Source organism: Kitasatospora sp. NPDC056184 (genome assembly GCF_042268405.1).
Classification (GTDB): Bacteria; Actinomycetota; Actinomycetes; order Streptomycetales; family Streptomycetaceae; genus Kitasatospora.
In genome coordinates, this window is sequence record NZ_JBHJUI010000001.1 from 1,325,489 (window position 1) to 1,351,577 (window position 26,089).

Sequence of the window (26,089 nt, forward strand, 5' to 3'; positions counted from 1 at the left end):
GGCGGGTTTCGCCTATCGTGCTTCGCGGCCGTCCGAACCGTTCCGGGAGGTGGTGCACACCGTGCTGAGCGATCGTTTGCGGGCTGGGGCGCTGGAGGTGGCGGAGCGCGGCGCGACGCCGTTCTACCTGTTCGACCTGGAGGCGCTCACGGCGGGCTACCAGGAGATGGAGCGGGTCTGGCGGAAGGAGTTCGCGCACCTGACGGTGGCGTACTCGTACAAGAGCAATCCGCTGGCGGCCGTGACCCGTCGGCTGGCGGAGCTCGGCTCGGCGGCGGAGGTGGTGTCGGGGGCCGAGCTGTCGCTGGCCCTGGAGGACGGCTTCGCACCGGAGCGGATCGTCTACGACGGGCCGGTGAAGAGCCCGGCGGAGCTGGCCCGGGCGGCGGGGCTCGGCGTACCGGTCCAGGTCGACTCGCTGACCGAGCTGGGCGACCTGCTCGCGCTGCCCGACGGGCCGCCGCCGGTGGGACTGCGGCTCGCGACCCGGGGCGGCAGCGGCGAGCGGTCGCGTTTCGGGCTGCTGCCGGCCGAGGTGGTGCGGGCGCGGGAGCTGCTGCGCCGGGCCGGCCGACCGGTGTGGGGGGTGCACGTCGGCGTCTCGACGCTGTCCGGGCCGGAGGCGTACCGCGAGGCGCTGCTGTCCTGGGCCGGGGTGCTGCGGGAGCTGGCGGGGGCGGCCGAGGAGCGGCTGACGGTGGACGTCGGCGGGGGGTTCCCGCCGCTGGGAGTGCCCGGGCGCGGGTGGGAGACGTACGCCTCCGCCGTCGCGGCCGGGTGCCGGCAGACCGGGCTGGACCCGGACGCGGTGGACCTGGTGATCGAGCCGGGGCGCTCCCTGGTGGAGGCGCACGGCGCGCTGGTCTGCCGGGTGGCGGTCCGCAAGTCCCGCGACGGGCGGGAGCTGCTGGTGCTGGACGGGGGGACCAACCTGGCCCGGACGGTGAAGAGCCGGGCGCACCCGATCGAGTTCCCCGCCGCGCCGGGCGACCACCGGGGGCGGTACCGGCTGCTGGGCGCCAACTGCTACGAGGGCGACGTCTTCGCGGACGAGGTCCCGGGGCCGGCCGGGGCGAGGCGGGGGGACGTGGTGGTGATCGGCGGCTGCGGTGGCTACGACCTGCCGTTCGCCCATGTGTGGGTGCGGCCCCGGCCGCCCGTGTACGCGCTGGACGGCGACGGCTGGACGGTGGTGCGGGAGACCGGCGACACCGTCCGGTAGCCCGGGCGCGGGGCACGGCCGGCGGGCCGGACGGCGGTGTCGTGCGTAGCGTGGGGGTGATGAACGAGGCGGTGTCGTGACGTCCGGGGCGGAGCCGGCCGGGTCACCGGGTGCGGCGGAGCTGCCGCGTTCCCCGGTGGCTCCGGTGGCTCCGGACGGGCGGCCGGAGGACGCCGCCGCGCAGCTGCGCGCGCTGGCCCGGGCGAAGGACCGGTTGCAGGCGCTGCTGTCGGCGGTGGTGGCCATCGGCGGCGACCTGGAGCTGCCGGTGGTGCTGCACCGGATCGTCACGACGGCGATGGACCTGGTCGGGGCCCGCTACGGGGCGCTCGGCGTGCTCGGCTCCTCGGGCGACCGGCTGGAGCGGTTCGTCACCGCCGGCCTGAGCGAGGAGGAACGTGCCGCCCTCGCCGGTGTCGACTTCCCGCACGGGCGCGGCGTGCTCGGGCACCTGATCCGCCACCCGGAGCCGCTGCGGGTGGACGACATCCCCTCCCACCCGGCCTCGGTGGGCTTCCCGCCGGGCCATCCGCCGATGCGGACGCTGCTGGGCGTGGCGATCACCGTCCGCGGCGAGATCTACGGCGACCTGTACCTCTCCGAGCGCGCGGACGGTCGGCCGTTCGACGAGGACGACGAGGAGATCGTCCGCGCGCTCGCGGGTGCGGCCGGCGTCGCCATCGAGAACGCCCGGCTGTTCGGCTACCTGCGCGACAGCGCGGAGCGGTTCCAGCGGCTGCTGCTGCCCACGCTGCCGAACCTGGCCCCGTTCTCCGGCGCGGCGGTCTACCGCACCGCCGCCGAGCCGGCCGGTGTCGGCGGTGACTGGTACGACGCCGCCGTCCTGCCCGACCGGGCCTGCGCGGCCGTCATCGGCGATGTCGTCGGCCACGACCTGCAGGCCGCCGCCGCCATGGCCCAGGCCCGCAACATGCTCCGCGCCCTGCTCTTCGACCGCAGGACCCCGCCCAGCTCGGTGCTGACCCAGCTCGACCACACCGTGGGCGCCCTCACTGACCTGCCGGTCGCCACCGTGTGCCTGGCCCGGATCGAACCCTCCGGCGACGGCTGGAGCCTCCACTGGAGCAGCGCCGGCCACCTGCCGCCCCTCGTCGTCACGCCCGACGGGCGCGCCCGGTACCTGGACGCCGAACCCGGCATCCCCCTGGGCATCGACCCCGGCCTCCACCGCCCCGACCACACCCGCCCGCTGCCCGTCGGCGCCACCGTCGTCCTGTTCACCGACGGCCTCGTCGAGGACCCCGCACGCCCCATCGACGAGGGCCTGGACGCCCTCGCGGCGCTCGCCGCCGCCCACGCCACCCTGCCACTGGACGAGCTCGTGCACCTCCTCGTCGACCACCACCCGAGCGACGGCCACGACGACATGGCGCTCCTCGCCATCCGCCTCCCCGCCGAGGACGGCCCGGCCCGCCTTCCCCAGGGCCTGCCCCAGGACTGTGGCGTCGTGGCGGCGGCGGTCCCCGTCGCCAACGACCACGCCGCCGCGGTGTGCCCCGGTGAGCGGCTCAGTCGTGGAGGGTGACGCCGGGCAGCGGGAGGCCGGCGGCGTCGAACAGCGGGGTGCCGCAGTCGCAGCGCTCGTCGGCGAGTGTCTCGGCCGGCGGCAGCTCCCAGACCAGCATCTGCGAGCAGCCCGGGCAGTCCAGGCTGACCAGGGTCCCGTCGGGTGCGGTGCCCCAGGGGCGCACCGGGAGACCCTCGTGCGTCAGCCCGGCCGGCGCACCGTCACCGGTGGGCGCGACCAGCACCTCGTAGGCGTCGGTGCCGCTGTCCCACACCATGAGCGTGCAGCCGAGATCCGCCAGCACACCGGAGAGGTGGTCGAGCTGGCGGACCGGGAGATCACCGCGGCGCAGCGCCGGATCGGCCTCGGCCTCCCGGCGGACGGCCTCGGTGTCGACGCCGGCCGGCTCCGTCCCGAAGGCCCGCACCCGGCCGGCCACGAACGCCGCCAGCTCGCCCGGCTCGTCCTCACCGGTCCAGTCCAGGGTGAACATCACACGGTCGACCCGGACCCCTCGGGCCCGCTCGTCGGGGGTCAGTACCAGTGCTTCCAGCTCTTGCGGTTCCGTCACGCCGAGCACGCTACCAACTGCCGTGCGGGTCATCGCCGGCAGCCTGGACCGTGACTCAACCGGATGCCGACACCAGGCCCGCCGCGTAGGCGGCGATGACGAGGTGGACCCTGTCGCGGGCGTCGAGCTTGGTCAGCAGGCGGGCCACATGGGTCTTGACGGTGGCGGGGCCGATGAAGAGCCGAGCGGCGATCCGGCGTGCTCCCCGCGGGGCGTGGCTCGGAAGTCGGATGACACACGGGAGTTCCGCCAGGAGACTGTCGGTGAGGACACGGACGACCGAAGGCTGAGGGGCAACACCGATGGCACTGCCCGAGAAGGGCTCCCGGCGCATCGTCGTCGACGGCGTCGAGTACCGCTGGCGGGTGAGCAGGCAGCACCTGTGCTGCGACTACGAAGGCCGCACCCTGCGCTACGTGGCGGAGGAAGCGGCCCGCCCGGGGACGGTGCTCGTCGTCGAGACCGGCCGGCGGGTCTTCCTCGATCCGGCCCCGGTGCCGGAGCAGCTCGTCCTGCCGAGGGAGGTCGCCGCAGGCATCCGGGCCGCGCGGTCGAGGGGCTGGACGCCGGGCTCCGGCGGCTCGCCCTTCGAGCTGGACCTGTCCGCCGGCTGAGCGGGGCGTCACCCGGTCCCGGCGGGGGCGCCGCCCGCGGCGCCGGCCAGGGCGTCGCCCAGCGCCGTGCGCTGGTAGAGCACGGAGCGCCCCGAGCGGGCGCGGCTGAGCAGGCCGGCGTCGAGCAGGACCGCGAGGTGGTCGCCCACGGCGCCGGTCGCCAGCCGGAGCTGGCGGGCCAGCTGGCTGGTGCTGGCGGGGGTGTCGAGCGCGGCGAGGACCCGGGCCCGCGAACGCCCGATCAGCGCGCCGAGGGCCTGGGGCGGGCCGGCCGGCGGTGTCTCCAGGAGGGCGGCGGTGCCGCGGGCGGGGTAGATGAGGGTCTTCGGCCAGGGCGGCGCCGTGTGCGCCGCCAGGGTCGGGACGATGAAGACCGAGGGGATCAGCAGCAGCCCCTCCCCGGCCAGCGCCACGGTGCCGCCGCCGGCGACGCCGACCTCGATCGCCCCGTCGCGCCACGACACCCCGTCGTGCAGGCCGGCGATCACCGCCTCCCACCCCTGTTCGCCGATCAGGCCCACCCGGTGCACCACGTCCCGCTCGCAGACCGCGCGCAGCAACGGCCAGTCGGCGGCCAGGAGTTCGTGCCAGGCCAGGTCCAGCGCGACGGCGATCCGCTCGACGGCGTCCGGTGCGTCCAGGATCCGCCGGACCCCGGGGTCCCGGACCGGCTGCACGGCCAGCGTGCGGGCGATCTCGGCGCGGGCCTGCTCCGGCGGCGTCGCCCGGACGGCGGCCAGGTCCTCGGCCCAGGTCTGGGCCAGGCCCCTGGGCGGAACGGCGATGAAGTCGGCGCCACCGCGGGGCGTGTGCAGGGCGAGCGCCGCGTCCAGGTCGCTCGCGGCGCGCAGCCGCTCGAAGGCGGGCCGCAGCCGCGCCGCCCACGCCGGGGGCAGCCGCCCGCGGCCCCGGCCGTCCAGGGACCGCAGCAGGCAGGCCAGCTCGAAGGCGGGGGAGAGGGCGAAGCGGCTGCGCAGCAGGGCCTCGGCGGCGACTTCGAAGCGGATCACGCCCCGACCCTACGGCCCCACGGGCCGCTGCGGCCGTACGCCCCGGGACCTCGGGACCTCTCGACCTTACGTCGAGGGACGAATCATTCGCCCGGCCGGGACCGCCCCGGGAGGCTGCCGCGTATGACCACGCACGTGCCCACACACCGCACCACCTACCGTGAGGTCCTCGCCGAACCCCGGTTCAGGGTGCTCTTCCTCGCCCGGTCGGTGGCGATCACGGCCGATTCGCTGCGCATCTCGGCGTTCTCGGTCCTGGTCTTCGCCACCACCGCCTCACCCCTGCTGAGCGCGGTGGCCTTCGGGGCGGGCTTCCTGCCCCAACTGTTCGGCAGCGTGCTGCTGGGCCCGCTCGCCGACCGGCTGCCGCCGCGGGCGCTGATCGCCGGGGGCTATCTGTTGGAGGCCGCGGCGGCACTGGCCCTGGCGTCGCTGCCGCTGTCCGTCGCGGTGGACCTGGCGCTGGTGGCACTGGTCGCGGTGGTGACGCCGGTGTTCCACGGCGCCTCGGGGCGGCTGGTGGCCCGCTGGCTGACGGGGGACGCCTATGTGCTGGGGCGGTCGCTGAACAGCATGGCCTCCTCGGTGGCCCAACTGGCGGGCCTGGCCGTCGGCGGGGCCGCCGTCGCGGCCCTCGGCACCCGCCCGGCGCTCGCCGTCGGCGCGGCGCTCCACCTCACGGCGGCGGTGGCGGTTCGCCTGGGCCTGCCGCGCGTCGACCCCGACAGCGCGCCGTCCGGCTCGGTGGCGAAGGCCGGACTGCGCGGGGCCGCCGCCCTGATGGGCGCCCGCCGCCCGCGGCGGCTGCTGCTCGCGCAATGGCTGCCGGGCGCCGCCACGGCCGGGGCCGAGGCCCTGATCGTCGCCTACGCCGGGCAGCGGCACTTCGCCCCCGGCGCCTACGCCCTGCTGATGGCCTGTCTGCCGGCCGGCATGCTGGTGGGCGCGGTGGTCGTCGGCCGTCTGGTGCGGCCGCCCGTGCGGGAACGGCTGGTGGCCCCGCTCGCCGCGCTGATGGGACTGCCGCTGCTGGCCTTCGCGGCCGACCCCGGCGCCGGGTTGAGCGCGGTCCTGCTGCTGTGTGCCGGGACCGGCTTCGCCTACGCCCTGGGGCTGCAGCGGGCCTTCCTCGACGCGGTGCCCGACGACCACCAGGGCCAGGCGTTCGGGCTGCTGTCCTCCGGCACCATGACCCTGCAGGGCCTCGGCCCCGCCTGCTTCGGCGTGCTCGCGACCGCGGCGGGCACCGGCGCCGCGATGGCCGCGGCGGGCGCCGCCACCCTGGCGACCGCCTGCTGGATCGCCACCTGGCACACCGCGGACCCGTCGTAGCCGCGGGCCCGTCGCAGCCGAGGCCCCCGTGCTGCCGTCGGCCCGGGTGCCCGCCCACGGGGCCCGGCAGAGTGTCGACTCCATCATGGCCTGTCAGAGGCCCTGTCGGGTAGGACCGGGAGCACAGTCGATCACCCTTGTCCGGCGCCTCCGCGACCCGCAGACTCGACGTCATCCACTCTCCCCGGCTGCCGTGCCGGCGCCCGCTCCCGGGCGTCGGCACGCACGTCGTGCTGCCCTGCGCGGGCGCGGGGGAGGGGTGTGGCGACGGACGAAGGGGGACACGGTGAATCAGGATGCGGTGCTGCGGGCGAGGATGCTGCTGCTCAGCACGGACCGGCGGGTGCTGCGGGGACCGCGGGGGCTGCGGGCCTACCGGCTGCTGACGCAGGTCTCGCCCGAGGTGTACGGATCGAAGCTGGCCCGGGTGCTGGTCGACGCGACCCGCTTCCCGGAGGTGAGCGGGCTGCCGCAGGCCCGCCTGGCGCTGCTGGAGGAGGCGATCGCGACGGCCCGGGCGCTGGACGCCGGCAACCCGTACCGGGAACGGGTGCTCGCGCTCGCGCTGGCGGCGCGCGAGGCGGAACTGCGCGCGGGGTAGGGCGCGGAGCGGACCGGGCGCCGGGTGGGCGCCGGGTAAGGGCGCCGAACTCCGCCGCCGGCACCGAACTCCGCTTCCGGCGGAGCGGCCCGGCCCCGTCAACGGGGGAAGGGCCCGCTCCGCCGGTAGCCGAGCATCGGGTCGTAGAGGTCGGTCCGCCGGTCCCGCACCAGGTCGTCGAGCGGGTTCCAGATCGGCGCGGCGCGGGAGGCGACCACGTCGACGTCGGCGGTCAGGACGCACTCCTCGTCCGGGCCGGCGATCTCCCCGAGCGGCCAGCCGCCGGTGCCGGCGATCAGCGAGCAGCCGAGGAAGCGGGCGTCGCGGTCGGTGCCGATCCGGTTGGCCGCGGCGATGACGACGCTGTTGACGTGGGCGGCGGTCATCGTGAGGTAGGCGGCCATGCACCGGCCGGACGCGTCGAGCACGGGCGGCGGCGTCCAGGTCCAGTTGTTGGCGCTGCAGATGATGTCCGCCCCCTGGAGGGCGAGCAGCCGCGGCACCTCGGGGAACCAGATGTCCCAGCAGATGAGCAGCCCGATCCGGCCCAGCCGGGTCTCGAACACCGGGAAGCCCCGGTCACCCGGGGTGAACCAGAGCTTCTCGGTGTTCCACAGGTGGGTCTTGCGGTAGTGGCCGACGTAGCCGTCCGGGCCGACCAGGACGGCGGAGTCGAACAGACGGACGCCGTCCTGCTCGACGAGGCCCCCCACCAGGTGCACGCCACGGTCGCGGGCGAACGCCTCCCACGCGCGGACGGTGGCGCCCGACGGCACCTCCTCGGCGTGCGCGTACGCCTCGGCCCGGGTCGCGAACGCGTAGCCGGTCGCGCACAGTTCGGGGAGCACGATGAGCGCGGCGCCGTCGTCGGCCGCCCGCGCGGCCAGCTCCAGGCCCCGCCGGAGGTTCCGCTCGCGGTTGGCGGTTCCGACCTGGGCGTCGCACTGCACCACGGCGATCCGGGCCGGGCTGACGCGGCGGTCCGCCCCGGCCGCACCGGCGGTGCGCGGGTCCGCTCCGGGTAGGGGCACGGTCACCTCCCGTCCTGTCGGGCGGCGCCCGTCACCGCAGGGGGACGGGCGCCGCCGTGGTCCGGTCAGTCGTCCTGGTTCTCGCCCTGGTCGTCGCCGCCGCCCCGGTGGCGCCCGAGGAAGGAGACGAAGGCCTGGGAGCCCTCGGCCGCCGGGGCGTCGGTGCCGGCCACCAGATTGCCGCTGGTCGACGCGAACGCCACCGCACGGCCCGAGGCGGCCACGAACGGCTCCCGCGAGTCGCCGTTGCCGAACGAGCCGTCCGGGGCGGTGGAGACCCGCTCGGTGCGGCCGGTGCGCAGGTCCTGGCGGTAGACGTCCCAGCCCGGGCGCTGCGGGCCGGCCACCAGGTTGTCGGCGGCGGACTCGAAGTACAGCCAGCGGTTGTCGGCGGTGATCGAGCCGTGGTCCGAGGACCCCACCGAACTGGTGCCCGGCAGGCCGCCGCTGACCTTCGTCACCTTCCCCGTCCTGAGGTCCCGGACGTGCAGCACCGTGTGGTAGCGGTGACCGCTGGTCGAGCCGCCGGGCTCGGCCAGGGTGTAGATCGCGCGCCGCCCGTCGGGGCTGATCGTCGCGTCGAAGCTGGAGTTGCCCACCGTGCCGTCGAGGCCCGCGCTCACCGCCGTCAGCTTCCCGGTGGGCACGTCGTAGACGTAGTAGACGGCGGAGGTCGGGTGGGAGGCGATCGCCTCGCCCGGGCCCTGCGGGGTGCTGCGGCGCGCGGCCTCGGCGGCGCTCGGGGTCAGCTCCACGTCGGCGGGGGCGACGGCCTGGGCGGGGGGCTCCTCCTCCGGCAGCAGCGCGGAGAGCGAGGAGAAGCCGATGGTGCGGCCGTCCGCGCTGATCGTCGGGTGCACCGAGAGGCTCTCGCCCGGCTTGCCGTTCGCGTCCCGGGAGATCAGCCGGGTGGTGTGGGTCCGGCGGTCGGTCAGGTAGACGTTGTACTTCCAGGTGTACGGCCGGTTCAGCGAGGGGTCGGTGTCCGCCGCCGGCGTGTCCACCACCGTCGGGTCCAGGTCGGTCCGGGAGGACAGGAAGGCCACGTACCGGCCGTCCGCGCTGATCGAGGGCGCGTACGAGGCGTGGTACTGGTCGGTGTCGGTCCCGGCGGCGCTGCCGCTGATCAGCTCGGTGCGCCCCGTCCAGCGGTCGCGCACGTACACCTCGTCGCGCCCCTGCACCCGCGGGCCGGGCACCACGCCCTCGGCGTCGCTGTCGAAGGCGACGTAGCGGCCGTTGGCGTTGATCGCGACGTAGTCGGTGAAGCCGGCCAGCGGCTCGTCCGCGTCGGAGAGGTTGACCCGCTCGGTGCGCCCGGTGCGCAGGTCCCTCACATAGGCGTCGCGCCAGCCCTTCCCGGGCTGCTCCACCACGTTGGTGGCCCAGGAGGTGAACAGGGCGTAGCGGCCGTCGGCGCTGAGGCCCTTGCTGAACGACTGGTCGTCGGGCGTGGCGCCGTCCACCCCGGTGCTGATCCGGACGGTGCCGCGCGCCACCGGACCGGCCTGGGCCTGGGCGGGAACGGCGGTGGCGGCGAGCACAACGGCCGCGGCCAGCACACCGCCGCCCGCGAGCCACCGGTTGCGGGTCGTCCGGCTGGTACGTGTCATCAGGTCTTCCCCTCAAATCGCCCGGCCGGGCTCCCTCCCGGTGGCGGGCTTTCCGGGCAAGCCAAGCCCCGGGCGGGCCGATGGTCAACGCCCGTCGGCGATCCGAGGCGAAAGATACGTCAACGAGCTTATATAGCGCGGGAGTCGTTCCAGGAGCCATCGCGATCGCCGTCACGGGCCCAGCAGCAGATCGCGGACCTCCGCGGGGCGGGACAGGAACGGGTGGTGCCCGCGCCCGGACCTCGGGGTCGCAGTCCTGCAGGAAGGTGTCCGCGAGCCGCGCGCACGCCCCGTGCACGAACACGACCCGCATCGCCACCTCCGCGTCCTCGCCCGCTCCCCGGAGGAACGGGCCCCGTGCTCCCAGGGCCCACCCGTCCCGGTCCCCTCGCGGACGGCTCGGCACCCGATGTCACAATGACCGCCCTCGCGTCGTCAGAGAGGAGAAGACCGGGAGAGCGGAGGGAACCTCATGAACTGGCGTGAGTCGGCCCGTTGCCGGGGCGCGGACCCCGAACTCTTCTTCCCCATCGGCAGCAGCACCAGCTTCCCGACACTCGCGCAGAGTGACGAGGCCAAGGCGGTGTGCGGCCGCTGCCCCGTGTCACGGCAGTGCCTGGAGTGGGCGCTCGACGCCGCGCCCGTGGAGGGCGTCTGGGGAGGGACGACGGAAGCGGAACGCCGCGCACTGCGCCGACACAGGGCCTGAGCCACCGCAGCGGCCCGGGCCCGCCACTGTGGACGGCAGCGGCATCGCCACCAAGTACCTTGGAGGCAAGCGAATGTGACGGTCCGTCGTGAACTCGGTGCACCCGGCCCGGTCGCAGGGCATCATGGACCGCACGAGAGCGACGGGGGCGATGGCCGTGCCGGTGCACCACGATCCGTACGAGATCCGCGGGGACGGAAACGGATCCGCCGCGTTCGGCGGCGTCGTCGCCATCGCGCTGGGGGCGGTGGTGTTCAACATGCTCCTTTCCTGGGATGACACACCCCTTGTGGTGCTGCTGTTCTTCTGGGCGTTCTGTCTGCTGTGCGTGGTGGGCGGCCTGGTGGTCCTGGCCGTCGTCCTGCGGAGCATGCTGGTACCCGACTTCCGGCTGGACGCGGACGGCTTCCACGCGACGGGTGCCCGCTTCCACGCGCCCTGGTCGGAGATCGGGCTGATCGAGGTCGGGACCGTCGAGGTCTACCGGCAGGACTACCAGCAGCCCCGGAACTCCGGCTACCAGCAGCGTCGCGTCTTCTGGGTGACCCGGGGCGAGCTGCGGTACGAGTTCCAGATCATCCGCGACCGCCCGCTGTCGCTCGGCGAGCTCGAACGGGCCCTCGTCCGGTTCGCCGGGGAGGTGCCCGTCCGGGTGCTGGAGTCGGTCGAACGCCGTACCCAGTGGACCGGGAAGCCGTAGCCTCCCGGGTCGGCCGGTTCCGCGGTGGTCCTCCCGCGCCGCCGCCCGGCCGCCGTCCACCACGCCCACCTACTCACCCGCGTCGGCCCCCTCGCCGGCTCCCCGCCGACCGCGACCTTCCGTGCCCGGGATTCGCCCACTCCGCTGCCGTCAGGGTGAGCGTCCTCGTCGGACCTGTCGCTCGGGGCTCAGGGACGGTGGTGCGGGGTGTGGCCGGGCAGGGGGCCGTAGGCTGCGCAGGTCTCGCAGTCGCAGGTGGTCAGGGAGTTGGCCTGGCAGTGTGGCGTGGGCCAGGCCGGGGAGTCGCACGGGCCGGGATCGACCGGGGTGTCGTCGGGCAGGCTGCGCCGGCACCAGTCGCATCGGACGGCGGCGGGTACGCCGGCCTGGCGCAGCCGACGGGCCGCGCCGGCGGCGAGGTCGAACGGAAGGTCCTCCAGCGCGGTGACGGGTGCGCTGCCCAGCAGTTGCCTGCTGTGCCAGAGGCTCAGCCCGGTGACCGTGCGGATCGCCTTGAAGGCTGCCGCTCCACCGGGGGAGACGGCTGTCAGCAGGACCGTGAACTGTGGATCCTCCACGGGCTCCTCCTCGGACGGCGGTATGGCGCCCATGTCCTCTGACAGGCGATCTTGACTGCCGGTCAGGTGTCTGCGGGCCGTTGCTCCGGCCGGTGGTACGGGGGGAGTGTACAGGCGGCTGCGGCGGTGAGGGATCCGGCGCAGAGCAGGTAGAGGGCGGCCGTTCGTACGGTCCAGGGTGGTGCGCCCGGGACGGGGCCGAGGGCGGGGCGGACCTCGTGGCGGGGATCGTAGGTGAACAGCACCGGGCGGCCGACCGCGAGGTGCTCGTCTCGGGGATCGGCCTCCAGGGTCCAGCGAGTCCCGTCGGGGGCACGGGCGCTGAGGTAGGAGCTGGAGCCCGGGAGGGGGCCACCGCTGTCGGTGCCTCGGCTCCACCGCCTCTCCACGATGCCGGTGACCGCCACCCCGCGCTCGTGCCGCACCTGCAGGTCGGTCCAGAACGGGGTGACGACACCGTAGACGGACGCTCCCAGCAGGACGGCGGTCGAGGCGGCCGCCGTGACGCCTCGCGGGACCGACTCCCGAGCGGCGACCTCGAAGAGGACCACTCCGTGGAGCACCAACGCGGCCAGCCCGATGACCAGCATGGCCAGGTAGAACAGCATGTCGTCGGTAAGCCGGTACACGGCGGCCGTCACCCACGAGCCGGCCACCACAACGGCGACCGGCACCACGGCCACGATCACGAACCGCCCCGGGGCCTGCAGGGTGGGAGGCCAACTGCGCCCGAACGTATCCCCCATGGTGCACAGCGTGACCCTCCAAACCCCCGCCCACAAGCCCCCAGCCCGGATCGACACCGTCATGGCTCACCGCGCTGACACGCCGCCCCGCCGATCAGTCAGGATCGCCTGTCCGAGGACAGCCCGGTCGATCGCCAGGCGGCCCCGAAGCCCGGCGAATTTCCGCCTCCTGCCCGCTGGGCAGCACTTCGACGCACCAACGGGCCCAGCATCCCGGACAATCGGGCTCACCGGGCCAGGGCCGAGGGCGGCCGGCCGGTGCGGTGCCGGACGCCTGCACGTCCGGCACCGCACCGTGTGTTTCAGGGGTGCCGCAGAGCGATGAGGTCGGTCCCGTACGGGTTGGTGAGGTCGATGGCGTCCGGTTCGGGGACGATCCGCGCCTCCCGGCCGTAGCGCAGGCACGTGGACTCGATGGCGGCGGGCGCCCCCTCGTTCCGGAGCCCGACCTGCACGCCGGTCCTGTTGTTGTACTCGTCCATCAGCTGGGCGTTGCGGGTCCAGTCCGGGTTCGCCTGTCCGTCGCGTTCGTGGGCCGCCGCCATCCGTTCCGCGAAGCCGCGGTTGGCGCCCTCGGTCATCAGCCCGTTCCAGATGCAGTGCCGCGCGGCGTCGATCCGGTTGTCGTCGGTCTCCGTCGCCTCGGGGAACGCCGCCTTCGACAGGTTGAACGCCGGTCCGCGGGCGTTGCGGACCCGGTAGCAGTCGTAGGGCTCGCCCTCGCACACGCTGCGCTGCTGGACGCCGGTCGACCACCACTGGTCCAGGGCGTCCCCGCGTGCCGCGACGGCGGGGAACGCGATGGGGTACGCGGCGGCGTCGCCGAGGTGCAGGCGCAGCCTGTTGCCGTCGAGGCTCGCCCGCACGGGCACCGCCGCCCCGGTCGAGTCGAAGCCCAGCGGCAGTCCGACACCGGCGACGACCGCCCCCGCCGGGTCGACGAGTTCCACCCGGTGCGCGGTGGCGCGCAGCGTGTAGTCGGCGGGCGCGCCGAGCAGGACGTCCACCGAGGTCGGGGCGCTGGGGTCCAGGCGGACCAGCGACACCTCGAACGAGCCGTCCTCGGCCAGGCGTTGGAACCGGGCGTCGAAGCCGGGGCCGCTCAGGACGACGCCGTCGGACACCACCGCGGGCCGGAGCGGGCCGGCCGACGGCACGCCCAGCGACAACGAGACCCCCGGGGCCACGGGTACCGTCACGCCGGAGCTGTAGAGGCGGTCGTGCTGGAACTGCTGCTCCAGGACGCCGCCGGGGTGCGTGACCGGGTCTTCCGTCGGGTAGCCGTACGCGCTCGCCTCGTAGCCCGCGCGGGACCACTGGTCCAGGACGGCGCCGGTGACCGGATGCGCTCCCGTGTCGGGTGACCAGTGGACGACACCGTGTTCGAACCTGCTCATGCGGCCCCGGCCGTCCGGCAGCAGGATCTCGTCACCCGCGGGGTAGCCGAGCGGGCCGCCCTCCCAGCCGGTCTCGCCCCACTTGTCGCGGATCGCGCCGGTGACGTAGTAGGCCTCGTTCAGGTGCCAGTAGATCGTGCCGCCCTGGAAGTACTGGCGGCGCCCGACGGCGTCGGGGTTGACGATCTCGTCCGAGGTCGGATATCCGAGCGGGCCGGCCTCCCAGCCGTTGCGCTGCCAGGCGGCGAAGAAGTGGTTGACCACCGGGTGCGCGCCGCCGGCCGGCGACCAGTAGATGGGCCCGTTCTGGAACACCGAGCGCTTGCCCTGCCCGTCGGGGTTGGTCAGCTCGTCCGACGTCGGATACAGCAGGAAGCCGTTGGGCCCGCCGAGTTCGTCGTACTTCTCCCGGATCGCGCCGCAGACCTCGTACGGTGCGGGCCAGTAGACCCGGCAGTCGGCCGCGGCCGACGCCCGCGGCCTCCCGTCCGCCGACCCGGCTGCCAGCGCGGCCTCCATCACCTCGGCGCGGTCGGCCTGTTCCTTCGTGAAGCCCGACGGGATCGTCCCGCAGTCGGAGCGCATCCGCCCCGGCACGACGGACGGCTGCGGGTTCCCGGTCGGCGCCCACCGGGCCGGTGCCGCCGGTCGGCCGGGCCCGGCCGCGGCGCACGGCGCGTCCGGTCGGGCGTCCACCGTGGTGATCGGTCCCGCCAGCAGGGACACCAGGACCGCTGCCACGGTGACTCCACGCCTCACCGCCCGTCCGAAGCGCGGACGAACGGGCAGGTGATGATCCGGTTTCTGGCGTAGGCGCATCGGTCTCTCTCTGCTGAATCGCCCGGGACCGGCCCGGGGACGTCCTGTCGCACGGCCCGGCCGGTCGGAGCGCGCCTCCTCGGAGACTCCACCCCCGCCCCATCCTGCGCGGTGTTCGTACGCCGAGGGAGGGAGCGCCGGGCAGCGCTGGAAGCACACCGACGCTCGCGGCCAGGGCGTGCGCGCCTGCCTCGTTCGACCTGCCGCCGAGGCCCTGACCTGTGCAGACACGGAGCGGGGTGCGCCACCGGAACCTTGCCGTCACACTTGGAACGATCGGCCGAGGCGATGGGGTGAAGGCGATGCCTCTTGAGGGCGAGTACGAGCCGAGCCCGGCGCAGTGGATCCGCGAACAGGTCGAGCTGTACGAGAGTTCGGGTGGTACACGGGGCACGACGCTCTGGGACACGGGCCTGCCGGTCGTCATCGTCACGATGCGCGGCGCGAAGAGCGGCAGGATCCACAAGATCCCACTGATGCGGGTGGAGCACGAGGGGTGCTACGCGGCGGTGGCCTCGAAGGGCGGCTTCCCGCGCCACCCGGACTGGTACGTCAACCTCAAGGCCAACCCGCGGGTGGATCTCCAGGACGGCCCCGAACGCCGGGGCATGACGGCCCGTGAGGTCACCGGGGACGAGCGGACCCGGTGGTGGCGGCGCGCGGTCGCCGCGTATCCGACGTACGCCGAGTACCAGGAGATGACCGACCGCGTGATCCCGGTCTTCGTCCTCGAACCCGAGCGCCCGGCCGGCCCGGCGAACGGCCCGGCACCGACGAGGAGCTGAGCCCCGCACCCCACCGCGTCCCGCACCCCACCGCGCTCCCCGAGGGCCGCGCCCGGGTGCCGGGTGATGTGCGCGAGGCCGCGACCGGTGAGCCGGTCGCGGCCTCGTCCCCCGGGGGGGTGCGCGGAGTTCGATCGCGTCGCGCGGTCAGACGGTGACCCGTTCGGCGTTCGCGGCCGGAAGGTCGGCGCTCCGGTCGGTGTCGACGGCGGCGGGGGTGTTCTCCCGGGGCGCGGGGAGCGCGGCCATGATCGCGGCGGAGACCACGATGGTGGCCGCCCAGGCGAGGCCGTACCGGCCGACGGGGGTGTCGGAGAGCGGGCCGGCGAACCAGTCGCACTTGGTGAAGGCGAGCCCGGTCAGCAGGGCGGTCACCCAGGCCGCCATCGCCTGCCAGCAGAAGCCGCCCTTGTACCAGTAGCGGCTGGTCCGGCCGGTGTCCATCAGCGCGGCGGCGTCGTAGCGCACCGCGCGCGAGCGGCGCCGGAACATGTCCACCGCGTAGACGCCGATCCAGGCCGAGAAGGAGACGGCGAGCAGGACCAGGAAGGTGATGAAGGAGCCCAGGAAGCTCTTGGCGACCAGCATCAGCAGCAGGCCGGCGACCAGCGAGATCACGGCGTTGATGCTGACGGCCAGGGCGCGCGGCAGCCGCACGCCCATGGTCTGCGCGGTGAAGCCGGCCGAGTACATGGAGAGGCTGTTGATCAGCAGCATCCCGACGATCGCGGTCAGCAGGTAGGGCACGGCCAGCCAGGTCGGCAGCAGGTCGCCGAGGAAGGAGACGGGGTCGGCGGCCTGGGCCAGGCCGGGGGAGGCCACGGCCATCACGGCGCCCATCAGCACCATCGGCACCATCACCAGGCCGGCGCCCGAGACCGTCACACCGACGATCTTGCGGCCGGAGGCGGCGTGCGGCAGGTAGCGGGTGAAGTCCGGGCCGGTGGGGACCCAGCTGATGCCGCCGGCGGCGATGGTCCCGATACCGGCGATCATCATCGCGGTGGTGCCCGCCGGCTTGGAGAACACCTCGCTCCAGTGCGTGGTCGCGATCAGGTAGCCCAGCACCAGGACGCTGAAGACGCCGAAGAGGTACGTCGACCAGGTGTTGCAGACGTTCAGCGCCTTGCGGCCGAGGCCCGAGACCAGGAATGTGCAGGCGACGAAGCCGACGAGCGTGACGACGATCAGCACGGTGTTGCTCTTGACGCCGAAGAGCAGGTCGAGGACGGTCAGCACGGCGTACGCGCCGGTCACCGCGTTGATCGTCTCCCAGCCGAACCGGGCGACCCACAGGATCGCGCCGGGGAAGAGGTTGCCGCGCACACCGAAGGTGGCCCGGGAGAGCGTGGCCCCCGGGGCTCCGCCCCACTTCCCGGAGACCGACAGCACGCCGACCATGCCGAAGGAGACGAGCGCGGCGCACGCGGCGACGACCAGGACCTGCCAGAAGTTCAACTGGTTGAAGACCACCAGGGCCGCCCCCATGGTGAGGAGCAGGACGCTGATGTTCGCCGCGACCCAGGTCGGGAAGAGCTCGCGGACGGTGCCCCGGCGTTCGTGGTCGGGGACGGGGTCGATGCCGCGGGTCTCGATCGCGCCGCCGACGTCGGCGGTGGACGGGTTGTCCATGAGGGTGGCTCCGTGCGGGGGAGGCGGGAGGTAAAATCCGGCAAATGGGATATTGATGGAACTCTTCGCGCGTAGCGCGTGAGCTGTTCATCCTACTTTGTCGACTTTGCTTCCGGCCCCGGCCCGGTGCTCCGCCCGTCGGCCGCCCGCCGGCCGCGCGCCGGGCACCACGCGGAGGTCTCCGGGGTCGCGTCGGTCGCTGTCCGTCGCGGCCCCGCTTCGTACGGCCACGGCCACGGCCGCCGTGCCGCCCGCTGCGAGCTGCCGCCCGAGCCCGCAGGGGCCTCCCGGCGGCCCGGGGTGCGGCCGTGTCGGTGCCGCCCCCGATGCGGCTCGGCGGCGATCGGAATCGGGCGCCCTCTGCCCGGACGGCCGCGCCAACCGGTGGGCAGCTGGTCAGAAGATGTGATGTTCCGCCAAAACTGCTCAACTCCCGCCCGGTCGGCAGGAACAAGGTGCCCAGCCGATTTCCTGATCCCCAACAGGCCCCCGCGGCCCGGGCCGGCCGTCGGTCCGGAACCCGGGGCGGGAGGAGGGACATCACATGGTCGGCATCGACGGCGGCGGTCGCGCTGAGGCGCACGACGACGCCCGGAGCCCCCGGACCCGCCAGGACCTTCCCGAGCAGCCGCTCGGCACCGAGGCCGGAGACCTCGCGGCGGACAGTATGCTGCCCACCGAGCTGATCGCCCTGCTGGTGATGCACGGCGAGACGTACTGGGAGTACGCGTATCTGCACCTCGGCGACGCCGACGCCGCCGACGACCTGGTCGACGGCGTGTTCGCGGACCTCGCCGCCCACTGGGACGTGGTGCTGCGGCAGGAGAACGTCCAGGAGTTCTGCTGGGGCGTGCTGCGGGCGACCGTCGACGACGCGCTGGAGCGGCTCGCCCGGCCGTCGGCCTTCACCGCCGCCGCGTTCGCCGTCGCCATGAACGACGCCAGGGGAACGTTCCAGGCCTTGGAGAGCGGCATCGGCCTCTTCTCGGTGATCGGCGACCTGCCCGGCCGGCAGCACGACGCGGTCGTGCTGACCTATGTGCTCGGCTACCCGATCGTCACCGCCGCACGGGTCATGGGCATCACCCGGAGCGGGGTGTACAGCCTGCGCCGCGAGGCCCGCCGCCGGCTGGCCGCCGCGCTGGGCCTGGACGAGCGGACTGCCGCGGAGGCGGAAGAGCAGTGATCGACATGGGCAGTGCCGCCGACACGCAGACCGGGCCCGGCCGGGACGTCGCAGACCCCGACCGGGGCTGGGCACCGCTCGCGGAGGCCCGCCTGCCGGAACCCGAGGGCAGGGGCCGGGCCTCCGCCTGTCTGGACGACGCGCCGACCAGGATCGCGAGGGGTCTCGCTCGGCGGACCACGGGGCCCCTGCGGCGGTCGGTGGTGGTGCGGCTGGACCGGGACCGGTTCGAGCTGCTGGCGCTGTGCCACCTCATGGCGCAGGACGCCCGGGCCGCGGAGCGGATCGCCGCCCTCGCGGACACCCCCGCGATCGAGCCGCACGGCGCGCTGATGCTCGGCGCGCTGTGCCACCTGGCCGTCCACGAGGGGGACGACGAGGACGGCGCGACGCTGCGCCGGTCGCTGGCGGACGGGCCGCGGACGTGGTGGCAGCTGGCCGCCGGGGCCGGATGCCTCCAGGCCGCCTACGCCCTCGCCCTGCTGTCCGCCGGTCGCGGCGACCAGCGGGAGGCACGGCACTGGCACGACCAGGCCCGCCGGCTCGCCGGACACCGCGACGTCCGCACGGCGGTCCTGGCCGCCTACGACGGGTTCCAGCCCACCCACGGCCTGTGCTCCGGCGTCCGCGAGGCCCTGGCGGCCCTGCCGACCAGCCGTGACCCGGACTTCGGGAGCACCCCCGCGATCGACCCCGGTCCGCTCGCCGCCGCACTCCGCCGGCATCGGACCGGTCCCTGTTGCCGCCCCGCGCTCCCTTGACGTGCGGGGGAGGGGGAGTCCACGGACGGCGGCCCTCGTGAGCCCCGCGCCGCTGCCCGGCGTCCGGTGAATCGGCGCCGGCGTGCAACCCTTGCGGCGGCGCGGCGGTGAGTAGGGCGGAGCGATGGTCCGGCCGGGCCGTCGCGTGGACGCGAAGAGGAACTGGATGACCGCGAGCGTATGGCACATCCCGGTCGAGGACGGGCCCGGGCCCGTCACGGCACGGGCTTCCACAGGCGGCCCTGACGTGGGGGAGCTCGACTTCGAGGGGTTCGCCGCCACCCGCTGGCGGCGGCTGGTGCGCACCGCGTACCTGCTCACCGGCGACTACCACGAGGCCGAGGACGTGGTGCAGGCGACCTTCGCGAAGGTCTTCAGGAACTGGTCCCGGATCAGCCGCCTGGAGGAACCGGACGCCTACGTGCACCGGGCCCTGGTGAACAACAACCTGAGCCGCCACCGGCGGCGCCGGGTCAGGCAGTTGCTGACGCCCGTCCTTCCCGACCGGGCGCACACCGCGGGCGGCGGCCACCGCGACGTCGAGGAGCGCTCGGTGCTGCTGCAGGCGCTGGCGGAGCTGCCGCAGCGCCAGCGGGCCGTGGTCGTCCTGCGCTACTGGGAGGACATGAGCGAGCGCCAGGTCGCCGAGGTGCTCGGCTGCTCGCCGGGCAATGTGAAGAGCCAGGCCAGCAGGGGCCTGTCGAAACTGCGCGGGCACCCGGCGCTGGCCTCGTACGCGGCGGGCACGGGTTCGACGATCGACGGCACGAACGGAGGCGACAGGTGATGGACACCGAGGACATGGTGCGCGGCGCCCTGCGGGACGAGGTCGCCCGGGTCGAGGTGGCGGACTGGTCCGCCGGGCCCGTGCGGGCCCACGTGCGCCGGCAGCGGCGGGGGCGCCGGGCGGCGGTGGGGGCGTCGGCCGCGGCGGCCGTGCTCGCGGCGGTGGCGGGTACGGGCGCGGTGCTGTCCGCGCAGGGCGGGGACCGGGCCGTCGGACCGGTCTCGTCGGCCTCGTCGGCTCCGCTGGTCCCGGCGGAGCCGGCTCCCGAGGCGGTGGTGGTGGAGCCCGGCCAGCAGCTGCCGTTGGGACGCCCGGACTGGTGGATGCAGCTGAAGGACCAGGAGATCTGCCTCCACGACGCTCCCGCGTACGGAAGCGGTCCGGGGTGCGCCGGGTCCTCCTGGGCATCGGACGCGACCGGGATCAGCGCGAAGTACCTCGGGGTGCCCCCGCAGTACGGGGAGGCTCTGTACAACCTCGTCTACCACGGGCCCGGAAAGGTGGCCCGGATGACCATGGAGCTGGACGGCCGGGCCTACTGGGCCACCGTCGTCTCGCTTCCCGGCAGCCCGGGCTACGCCGCCGGCTATGTCTGGGGGCCCGCCTTCAAGGCCTCCGACGACGCGAAGGCGGACCCGTTCCAGGGCATCAGGCTCGTCGCGTACGACGCCGGGGGAACGGTCCTGGCGGTCAAGACGCCCTCGTCCTGACCCCATCCGCTCCCGACGACCGCGCCACGGGCACGGCCGGCCCTCCCGGCCGCGCCCGTGGGCGGCGGGTACCCGGCCGGTCGCCGCCGCCCCGCCCCCGTCGGCTAGCCTCCCCTTCGTGAACGATCACCCCGAGCCCCGGACCCTGCGCGTCTTCGTGGCACTGGCTCCGCCCGACGACGCCAAGGACGAACTGGCCCGGGCCCTGCAGCCCGCCTACGCCGGGTACCCCGGGCTGCGGTGGAACCGGATCGAGGACTGGCACATCACCCTGGCGTTCCTCGGCGAACTGCCCTTCACGGCCGTGCCGCCGCTGCGCGCCGCGCTGGTCGACACGGCCGCCTCGCGCCCCGCCCTGGCCCTGCGCCTGAAGGGCGGCGGCGACTTCGACCGGCGACTGCTGTGGAGCGGGATCGACGGCGACCTGGAAGGACTGCACGCGCTCGCCGCCGACGTCCGGGACCAGGTCAGGTCCTGCGGCATCGAGTTCAGGGAGCGGGTGCTCCGCCCCCACCTGACCCTGGCCCGCTCCCGCCGCGACGATTCCACCAGCGTGCCGGAGGCCGCGTCCGGGCTCACCGACTTCGCGGGTCGGATCTGGCGGACCGATCGCCTCCACCTCGTCGGCAGCAACATCGGCCGCGGTCCGGGGCCGATCCGCTACCGCGACATCGAGGCGTGGCCGTTCGGGGCCGCCGTCCGCAGCCGGCGCGAATCGTCGGACACGCCTCAGCCTTCGGGGTAGAAGACGAAGAGCGTGCAGCCCGTCGTCGTCTGCGGTACGTGCGACGAGCCGGCGGGGGCGTGGATGAACGATCCTGCGGGGTAGTCCCGTTCGCCGTCGTTGAAGACGCCGGAGACCACGAAGACCTCCTCCGGTCCCGGATCGTGGACGTCGACACCCTCCCAGCACGTGCGGGGATCCATCTCCAGCACATGCGCCTTCGCGCCGCCCGGACCGCTCCACAGCGGCCGCAGCCGGATGCCGGGGAAGAGCTCGCGTGCGGGCGCGTCGTGCACGGACGACCAAGCGTAGCCGGGCAGGTGCCCGCCCGTGGGCGCGGCCGCGCCGGCTGCCGGTGCTGTCTGTGCTGTCTGTGCTGTCTGTGCTGGTTCTGTCGTCATGGGGGCAAGCCTCGTCGTCGGCGGGCGCCCGGCCCAGTATCCGGATCGACGTTCTGAGGTACTTTTCTGCCGTGCACCGTGTAGCGGCTCTCGTCCACGCGCCGCAGTCGACCTTCGAACTCGCCTGCGCCGCCGAGGTGTTCGGTGTCGAGCGGCGAGGCCTTCCCACCCGGTACGCGTTCGGTGTGTGCACCGAGACCCCCGGCCCCGTCGCCACCCGGGCCGGCTACGAGATGCTCGTCGTCGAGGGACTGCCGGCCCTCGAACGCGCGGACACCGTGGTCGTCCCGGGCTGGCTGCCCGTCGGCGAGCTCCCCTCACCCGCCGTCGTGGAGGCCCTGCGCCGCGCGCACCGGCGCGGAGCGCGCGTGATCAGCATCTGCTCCGGAGCCTTCGCCCTGGCCCACGCCGGCCTGCTGGACGGCCGCTCGGCAACCACGCACTGGGCGCTGGCGAGCGACTTCGCCGCACGCTTCCCGGCGGTCCGCCTCGACCCCGACGTGCTGTACGTGGACCACGGCGACGTGGCCACCAGCGCGGGCTCCGGCGCGGGGATCGATCTCTGCCTGCACCTGGTGCGCGCCGACCAGGGCGCCGGGTACGCCGCGCACGTGGCCCGGAACATGGTCATGCCGCCGCACCGCGAAGGCGGGCAACTGCAGTACTCCGCGCCGCCCCACCCCGCCCAGATCGACGGCTCGCTCGCACCACTCCTGGAGTGGGCGACCGGCAGGCTCGGCGAATCACTGGCCGTCGAGGACCTGGCCGCCCGCGCCCGCTGCTCCGCCCGCACCCTGGCCCGCCGTTTCGCCGAGCAGCTCGGCACCAGTCCGGGACGCTGGCTGCTCGCCCAGCGGATCACCGCCGCCCGCGAACTGCTGGAGTCCTCCGACCTCCCGGTGGACGCCGTCGCCCGCCGCGTCGGACTGTCCTCGGCCACCAACCTCCGCAGGCGCTTCCTCGACGCCCTCGGCACCACACCCGGCGCCTACCGCCGAGCCTTCCGGTTCGAGCCGCGCTGACAGCCCGCCGCGGCCCGCGGGACGGGCGGGAGGCACAGCCGCCCGCGCCGCCCCGGGCCTCCTCAGGCGGGCGGCAGGGCCAGTGCGGTGCGGGCCTCACCCACCAGGCGCAGCGAGCCGAAGACGAGGATCAGGCCGCCGGGCCCGGCGAGTTCGGCGGCCCGGTGCAGCGCGGACGGGGTGTCCTCGGCCGTCAGGCAGGGGCCCTGCCGGCCGGGGGCGATCCGGCCGTGCAGAGCGGCGGGGTCCGCGGCCCGGTGCGAGTCGGTGCGGGTGAGGACGAGGGGCCAGTCGGAGGGCAGCGGGGCGAACATGCCGGACACGTCCTTGCCGTCCATCGCGGCGAAGACCTGCACGGGCGGGGTCGAACGGTCGGCGGCGCGGGCGTGGCGCAGGAACTCCGCGGCGACGGTCGCGACGCCCTGCGGGTTGGTGGCGCCTTCCAGCAGGACGCGGCCCGTCCAACCGCCCAGACGGGCGTGCGGGAGGAGTTCGAGCCGCCCGGGCCAGCGCGTGGCCGCCAGCCGCGCGCGCAGCTGCTCGTCGTCCGGGTCGGGGACGTCGCCGCGTTCGGCCATCGCGTCCACCGCGGCGATGGCGGTGGCGAGGTTGTGGTGCTGGTGCGCGCCGGACAGCGGGCAGGGCAGGTCGCGGTGCACGGCGCGGGGAGTGACCACGTCCACCACCGTCGTCGGGTCGTCGTCGTCGTCGCCGTCGCCGCCGTCGCGCTCGACGGTCCGGGCCGTGTAGCGGATCTCGTGGTCCATGCGCCACACGGTCAGCCCCGTCCGCTCCTTCAGGACCTCCTCCGCGGCGGCGGCCGCTTCCGGGGCCAGCCGCCCGAGGACCACATGGTCCCCGTCCCGCACGGCTCCGATCTTGGCCCGGGCGATCTCGGCGAGGGAGCCGCCGAGCAGCCGGGTGTGGTCGAGCCCCACACCGGTGACGACCTTCACGTCCAGACCGAGCTCCGCGGCCGCGGCCCGGCTGCCGCCGATGCTCGCCTCGGCCACCGCGAGGGTGACGCCCGCCCGCCGGAAGTGCACGGCGGCGGTGGCCGCGAAGACGCCCTGCGCCAGGACGGGCAGCCCGTGCTGCTCGATCGCACGCCAGACCTCGTCGAACGCCGCCGAGTACTCGGCACGTGTGACGGGGACCCCGTCGATCCGGATCCGTTCCCGGGGCTCCTGCAGGTGCGGACTGGGCATGCTCCCCACCCGGGCGCCGGCCGCCGCCATCGCCGACACCGCGAACGCGCAGGTCGACCCCTTGCCGTTCGTCCCCACCACCAGCATCCCGCGCAGCGCCCGCTCGGGGCTTCCCAGGACCTCCAACAGCCTTGGGACGTTGGCCTGCCGCGCCGTCCGGCGGAGCTTGTGGGGGTTCTCGTGAATCCTCGCGAGGATGTCCACGCAGCGTTGGTAGTCCACCCGCCGATTATGGCACCGACGGAGACCGTCCCGATTGCCCTTCGCGGCGGCTCGTGCCGGCAACACCGGCTCCCCGAGGCCCGGTTGAGCGTATCCCCGCTTCCGCCCGGTGGCTCCCGGGCGACCACCGCCCCGATCCCGTTGGAGCTGTGCGGCGCCGGTGCCCAGCTCGCCGAACCGGGGCACGCCGACCGGGTCGACCGCGGGGCCCCGCTGGGCCGTCCGGGCCGGGCAGCTTGCGGGGGAGTCGGGCCGGGCCGACGCTGGAGCGCGACCGCCGGTTCCTCCGGGGCCGCGCCGGACCGAGCATCTCCGAGGAGTCGTCATGGCCGCCCTCCGCCGCAGCCGCACCGGCCCCGCCGTCCGGCGTCCGCGCGCCGGACGGCGGGCCGTCGCGGCAGCCCTGGCCCTCGCGGCCTGCCTGGGCGCGACCGCCGCCACGACCGCCCCCGGGGTCGCGGCCGCCGACACCCTGGACCGCTTCCGCCGGCAGCGCCTCGACTGGCACGGGTGCCGACTGGGCCCGGACGACCAGGACGGCGCCGCACTCGACCTGGCCGGCGCCCGCTGCGCGGACGTCACCGTGCCGCTGGACTACGGCAACCCCCGCGGACGCACCATCACCCTGGCGCTCTCCCGGATCGAGGCCACCGACACCCGCCACCGGATCGGCGTGCTGTTGCTCAACGACGGCGGCCCCGGCGCCCCGACGCTCGGGGCCCCGCCCCGGGTGCGCGCCGCCCTCGGGGAGACCGCCGGCCGCTGGGACATCGTCGGGATGGACGCGCGTTTCGCCGGCCGGAGCACCCCGGTGGACTGCGGCTGGCCGGACGGCGGCTTCTTCTCCTCCGGGACCGGCCGCGCCGCCTTCGAGCGTCAGGTCGCCCTCCACCGGGACCGTGCGGCCAGGTGCCGTGACGCGGCCGGCGACCTGCTGCCGTACGCCGGCACCCGTGACACCGCCCGGGACATGGACGTGGTGCGGGGCGCGCTCGGCGAGCGTCGGATCTCCTACCTCGGCGTCTCCTACGGCGCCTACCTCGGCACGGTCTACACCCAGATGTTCCCCGGCCGCTTCGACCGGATGGTGCTGGACAGCGCGCCCCTGCCGAGCCACTCCGGGCCGGCGCTCCTCCCCAATCAGCTGCCCGAGCAGGAACGGGCGTTCGCCGCCTGGGCCGACTGGGCGGCGGCCCGCCACACCACCTACGGGCTCGGCCGCACCGGTGCGGAGGTGAGCGCCGGGATCCTGCGCACCGTCGAGACGGCGGCGGCCCGCCCGCTCGTCGTCGGAAGCGGCGCCGACGCCGTCGAGCTGGACGACACCCGGGTGCCGGTGCTGCTCTTCGTGGGACTCCAGGGCGACTCCGACCCGGAACGGGCGGCCCTCGCCGAGCAGATGGCGATGCTGGCGGCAGCCGCGGGGGGCGGCCAGGCGGCCCCCTCGCCCGCGACCGCCGCCCTGCTGCACTTCCTGTTCGGTCCGCAGGGGTCGCCGCTCGGCAGCGCCCTGCAGGCCGTCCTGTGCGCGGACCGCGCGGCGCCCCGCGACCCCGAGGACTACTGGCGCCGGATCGAGGGCAGCCGCGCCGAGCACCCGCTGTTCGGCCCGATGCTCAACGGCATCAGCCCCTGCGCCTTCTGGGACGCCCCGCGCGAGGAGCCCCTGGAGGTGCGCCGCGACGCGCGGGTGCTGATCCTCGCCGCCACCGGGGACCCGCGCAGCCCGTACCGGGACGGCGTCGCCCTGCACGCGACGCTGCCCGGCTCACGCCTGCTGACCCTGCGGGGCGCGAACCAGCACGGGCTCTACGGGATCCACGGCAACGCGTGCGTGGACGACGCGGTCAACGCCTACCTCGCCGGCGGACGCCTGCCGGACACCGACCCCGTCTGCCCGGCGGCGGGGGCATCGGTGGCGCCGTCCGGGCCGCCGGCGCGTTCGTCCGACCGTCCGGTCACCTGACACCCCGAGCGTCCGAGACCCCGAGCGTCCGAGACCCCGAGCGTCCGACATCCCGAGCGTCCGACATCCCGAGCGTCTGAGCACCTGACCCACCGGCAGCCGCCGGCGGGGGGGCCCCCCCCCCCCCCCCCCCCCCGCGGGGGGGGGGCCCCCCCCCCGCCGGGGGGGGGGGGGCCCGGGGCCCCCCCCGGCGCCGCCCCCCGGTTATAGGGCC

General features: G+C 74.9%; 26 protein-coding genes. 15 read left to right on the forward strand and 11 right to left on the reverse strand.

Annotated elements, in window-relative coordinates; genetic code table 11:
- Positions 1 to 61: 61 nt before the first annotated feature.
- Together ACFC0B_RS04995 and ACFC0B_RS05000 are read left to right on the forward strand one after the other, a co-directional pair.
- Positions 62 to 1,222 carry a hypothetical protein gene (locus tag ACFC0B_RS04995; RefSeq protein ID WP_376082224.1) on the forward strand — a complete coding sequence of 387 codons (1,161 nt, stop codon included), beginning with the start codon at positions 62 to 64 and terminating at the stop codon, positions 1,220 to 1,222.
- Between the two features lie 136 nt (positions 1,223 to 1,358).
- Complete coding sequence (locus ACFC0B_RS05000; RefSeq protein WP_376082227.1) at positions 1,359 to 2,768, forward strand: PP2C family protein-serine/threonine phosphatase; 1,410 nt, start codon at positions 1,359 to 1,361, stop codon at positions 2,766 to 2,768.
- Here the strand turns inward: ACFC0B_RS05000 and ACFC0B_RS05005 are convergent.
- Both ACFC0B_RS05005 and ACFC0B_RS05010 read right to left on the reverse strand, forming a co-directional pair.
- The gene (locus ACFC0B_RS05005; protein WP_376082230.1) at positions 2,752 to 3,321 is read right to left on the reverse strand and encodes a hypothetical protein; all 570 of its coding nucleotides are present in this window, start codon (positions 3,319 to 3,321) and stop codon (positions 2,752 to 2,754) included. The genes ACFC0B_RS05000 and ACFC0B_RS05005 overlap by 17 nt on opposite strands.
- 55 nt (positions 3,322 to 3,376) lie before the next feature.
- Positions 3,377 to 3,655 carry a response regulator transcription factor gene (locus ACFC0B_RS05010; RefSeq protein WP_376082233.1) on the reverse strand — a complete coding sequence of 93 codons (279 nt, stop codon included), beginning with the start codon at positions 3,653 to 3,655 and terminating at the stop codon, positions 3,377 to 3,379.
- On the opposite strand from ACFC0B_RS05010, the gene ACFC0B_RS05015 reads away from it, so the two are divergent.
- Entirely contained in the window at positions 3,624 to 3,935 is a 312-nt protein-coding gene (locus tag ACFC0B_RS05015; RefSeq protein WP_376082235.1) for a hypothetical protein, read from the forward strand. The genes ACFC0B_RS05010 and ACFC0B_RS05015 overlap by 32 nt on opposite strands.
- A gap of 8 nt (positions 3,936 to 3,943) precedes the next feature.
- Here the strand turns inward: ACFC0B_RS05015 and ACFC0B_RS05020 are convergent, their stop codons facing one another.
- Positions 3,944 to 4,945 (reverse strand): helix-turn-helix domain-containing protein, encoded by a 1,002-nt coding sequence (locus ACFC0B_RS05020; protein ID WP_376082237.1) that lies wholly within the window; start codon positions 4,943 to 4,945, stop codon positions 3,944 to 3,946.
- 123 nt (positions 4,946 to 5,068) lie between these two features.
- On the opposite strand from ACFC0B_RS05020, the gene ACFC0B_RS05025 reads away from it, so the two are divergent.
- The gene (locus ACFC0B_RS05025; protein WP_376082240.1) at positions 5,069 to 6,277 is read left to right on the forward strand and encodes an MFS transporter; all 1,209 of its coding nucleotides are present in this window, start codon (positions 5,069 to 5,071) and stop codon (positions 6,275 to 6,277) included.
- A gap of 286 nt (positions 6,278 to 6,563) precedes the next feature.
- Positions 6,564 to 6,878 (forward strand): hypothetical protein, encoded by a 315-nt coding sequence (locus tag ACFC0B_RS05030; protein WP_376082243.1) that lies wholly within the window; start codon positions 6,564 to 6,566, stop codon positions 6,876 to 6,878.
- A 98-nt stretch (positions 6,879 to 6,976) separates the two neighbouring features.
- Here ACFC0B_RS05030 and ACFC0B_RS05035 read toward each other — a convergent pair whose 3' ends face one another.
- Both ACFC0B_RS05035 and ACFC0B_RS05040 read right to left on the reverse strand, forming a co-directional pair.
- Positions 6,977 to 7,915 carry a nitrilase family protein gene (locus tag ACFC0B_RS05035; RefSeq protein ID WP_376082245.1) on the reverse strand — a complete coding sequence of 313 codons (939 nt, stop codon included), beginning with the start codon at positions 7,913 to 7,915 and terminating at the stop codon, positions 6,977 to 6,979.
- Positions 7,916 to 7,974: 59 nt separating this feature from the next.
- On the reverse strand, positions 7,975 to 9,522 hold the full coding sequence (locus ACFC0B_RS05040) for a TolB family protein (protein WP_376082248.1): 1,548 nt from the start codon (positions 9,520 to 9,522) through the stop codon (positions 7,975 to 7,977).
- A gap of 472 nt (positions 9,523 to 9,994) precedes the next feature.
- On the opposite strand from ACFC0B_RS05040, the gene ACFC0B_RS05045 reads away from it, so the two are divergent.
- On the forward strand, positions 9,995 to 10,231 hold the full coding sequence (locus ACFC0B_RS05045; protein WP_376082251.1) for a WhiB family transcriptional regulator: 237 nt from the start codon (positions 9,995 to 9,997) through the stop codon (positions 10,229 to 10,231).
- A gap of 124 nt (positions 10,232 to 10,355) precedes the next feature.
- On the forward strand, positions 10,356 to 10,931 hold the full coding sequence (locus ACFC0B_RS05050; RefSeq protein WP_376082253.1) for a hypothetical protein: 576 nt from the start codon (positions 10,356 to 10,358) through the stop codon (positions 10,929 to 10,931).
- A 188-nt stretch (positions 10,932 to 11,119) separates the two neighbouring features.
- Here the strand turns inward: ACFC0B_RS05050 and ACFC0B_RS05055 are convergent, their stop codons facing one another.
- From ACFC0B_RS05055 to ACFC0B_RS05065, 3 genes are all read right to left on the reverse strand, one after another.
- On the reverse strand, positions 11,120 to 11,509 hold the full coding sequence (locus ACFC0B_RS05055) for a hypothetical protein (protein WP_376082256.1): 390 nt from the start codon (positions 11,507 to 11,509) through the stop codon (positions 11,120 to 11,122).
- A gap of 62 nt (positions 11,510 to 11,571) precedes the next feature.
- Positions 11,572 to 12,255, reverse strand: a complete 684-nt coding sequence (locus tag ACFC0B_RS05060) for a hypothetical protein (protein WP_376082259.1) — start codon at positions 12,253 to 12,255, stop codon at positions 11,572 to 11,574.
- A 302-nt stretch (positions 12,256 to 12,557) separates the two neighbouring features.
- Positions 12,558 to 14,393 (reverse strand): LGFP repeat-containing protein, encoded by a 1,836-nt coding sequence (locus ACFC0B_RS05065; RefSeq protein WP_376082261.1) that lies wholly within the window; start codon positions 14,391 to 14,393, stop codon positions 12,558 to 12,560.
- A 380-nt stretch (positions 14,394 to 14,773) separates the two neighbouring features.
- Here ACFC0B_RS05065 and ACFC0B_RS05070 point away from each other — a divergent pair, with 380 nt between their 5' ends.
- A complete protein-coding gene (locus ACFC0B_RS05070; RefSeq protein WP_376082263.1) occupies positions 14,774 to 15,256 on the forward strand; it encodes a nitroreductase family deazaflavin-dependent oxidoreductase in 483 nt (160 codons plus the stop codon).
- A gap of 147 nt (positions 15,257 to 15,403) precedes the next feature.
- Here the strand turns inward: ACFC0B_RS05070 and ACFC0B_RS05075 are convergent, their stop codons facing one another.
- Positions 15,404 to 16,888, reverse strand: a complete 1,485-nt coding sequence (locus tag ACFC0B_RS05075) for a purine-cytosine permease family protein (protein ID WP_376082266.1) — start codon at positions 16,886 to 16,888, stop codon at positions 15,404 to 15,406.
- Positions 16,889 to 17,432: 544 nt separating this feature from the next.
- On the opposite strand from ACFC0B_RS05075, the gene ACFC0B_RS05080 reads away from it, so the two are divergent.
- The 5 genes from ACFC0B_RS05080 (at position 17,433) to thpR (ending at position 21,077) form a co-directional block, all read left to right on the forward strand.
- Complete coding sequence (locus tag ACFC0B_RS05080) at positions 17,433 to 18,074, forward strand: sigma factor-like helix-turn-helix DNA-binding protein (RefSeq protein ID WP_376082269.1); 642 nt, start codon at positions 17,433 to 17,435, stop codon at positions 18,072 to 18,074.
- Positions 18,075 to 18,079: 5 nt separating this feature from the next.
- Positions 18,080 to 18,835, forward strand: coding sequence for a hypothetical protein (locus ACFC0B_RS05085; RefSeq protein ID WP_376082271.1), 756 nt, complete (start codon positions 18,080 to 18,082; stop codon positions 18,833 to 18,835).
- A gap of 247 nt (positions 18,836 to 19,082) precedes the next feature.
- Positions 19,083 to 19,622, forward strand: coding sequence for a SigE family RNA polymerase sigma factor (locus ACFC0B_RS05090; RefSeq protein ID WP_376082274.1), 540 nt, complete (start codon positions 19,083 to 19,085; stop codon positions 19,620 to 19,622).
- A complete protein-coding gene (locus ACFC0B_RS05095) occupies positions 19,622 to 20,332 on the forward strand; it encodes a hypothetical protein (protein ID WP_376082277.1) in 711 nt (236 codons plus the stop codon). The genes ACFC0B_RS05090 and ACFC0B_RS05095 overlap by 1 nt, the downstream gene beginning before the upstream one ends.
- 118 nt (positions 20,333 to 20,450) lie before the next feature.
- A complete protein-coding gene (gene thpR, locus ACFC0B_RS05100) occupies positions 20,451 to 21,077 on the forward strand; it encodes an RNA 2',3'-cyclic phosphodiesterase (protein ID WP_376082279.1) in 627 nt (208 codons plus the stop codon).
- Here the strand turns inward: thpR and ACFC0B_RS05105 are convergent.
- Entirely contained in the window at positions 21,062 to 21,376 is a 315-nt protein-coding gene (locus ACFC0B_RS05105; RefSeq protein ID WP_376082412.1) for a cupin domain-containing protein, read from the reverse strand. The two genes, thpR and ACFC0B_RS05105, sit on opposite strands and share 16 nt — an antisense overlap.
- Positions 21,377 to 21,528: 152 nt before the next feature.
- Here ACFC0B_RS05105 and ACFC0B_RS05110 point away from each other — a divergent pair, with 152 nt between their 5' ends.
- On the forward strand, positions 21,529 to 22,479 hold the full coding sequence (locus ACFC0B_RS05110; protein ID WP_376082282.1) for a GlxA family transcriptional regulator: 951 nt from the start codon (positions 21,529 to 21,531) through the stop codon (positions 22,477 to 22,479).
- 62 nt (positions 22,480 to 22,541) lie between these two features.
- Here the strand turns inward: ACFC0B_RS05110 and ACFC0B_RS05115 are convergent, their stop codons facing one another.
- Positions 22,542 to 23,909, reverse strand: a complete 1,368-nt coding sequence (locus tag ACFC0B_RS05115; protein ID WP_376082284.1) for a bifunctional folylpolyglutamate synthase/dihydrofolate synthase — start codon at positions 23,907 to 23,909, stop codon at positions 22,542 to 22,544.
- Positions 23,910 to 24,234: 325 nt separating this feature from the next.
- Between ACFC0B_RS05115 and ACFC0B_RS05120 the strand changes: the two genes are divergently transcribed.
- The gene (locus ACFC0B_RS05120) at positions 24,235 to 25,875 is read left to right on the forward strand and encodes an alpha/beta fold hydrolase (RefSeq protein ID WP_376082287.1); all 1,641 of its coding nucleotides are present in this window, start codon (positions 24,235 to 24,237) and stop codon (positions 25,873 to 25,875) included.
- Positions 25,876 to 26,089: the final 214 nt, after the last annotated feature.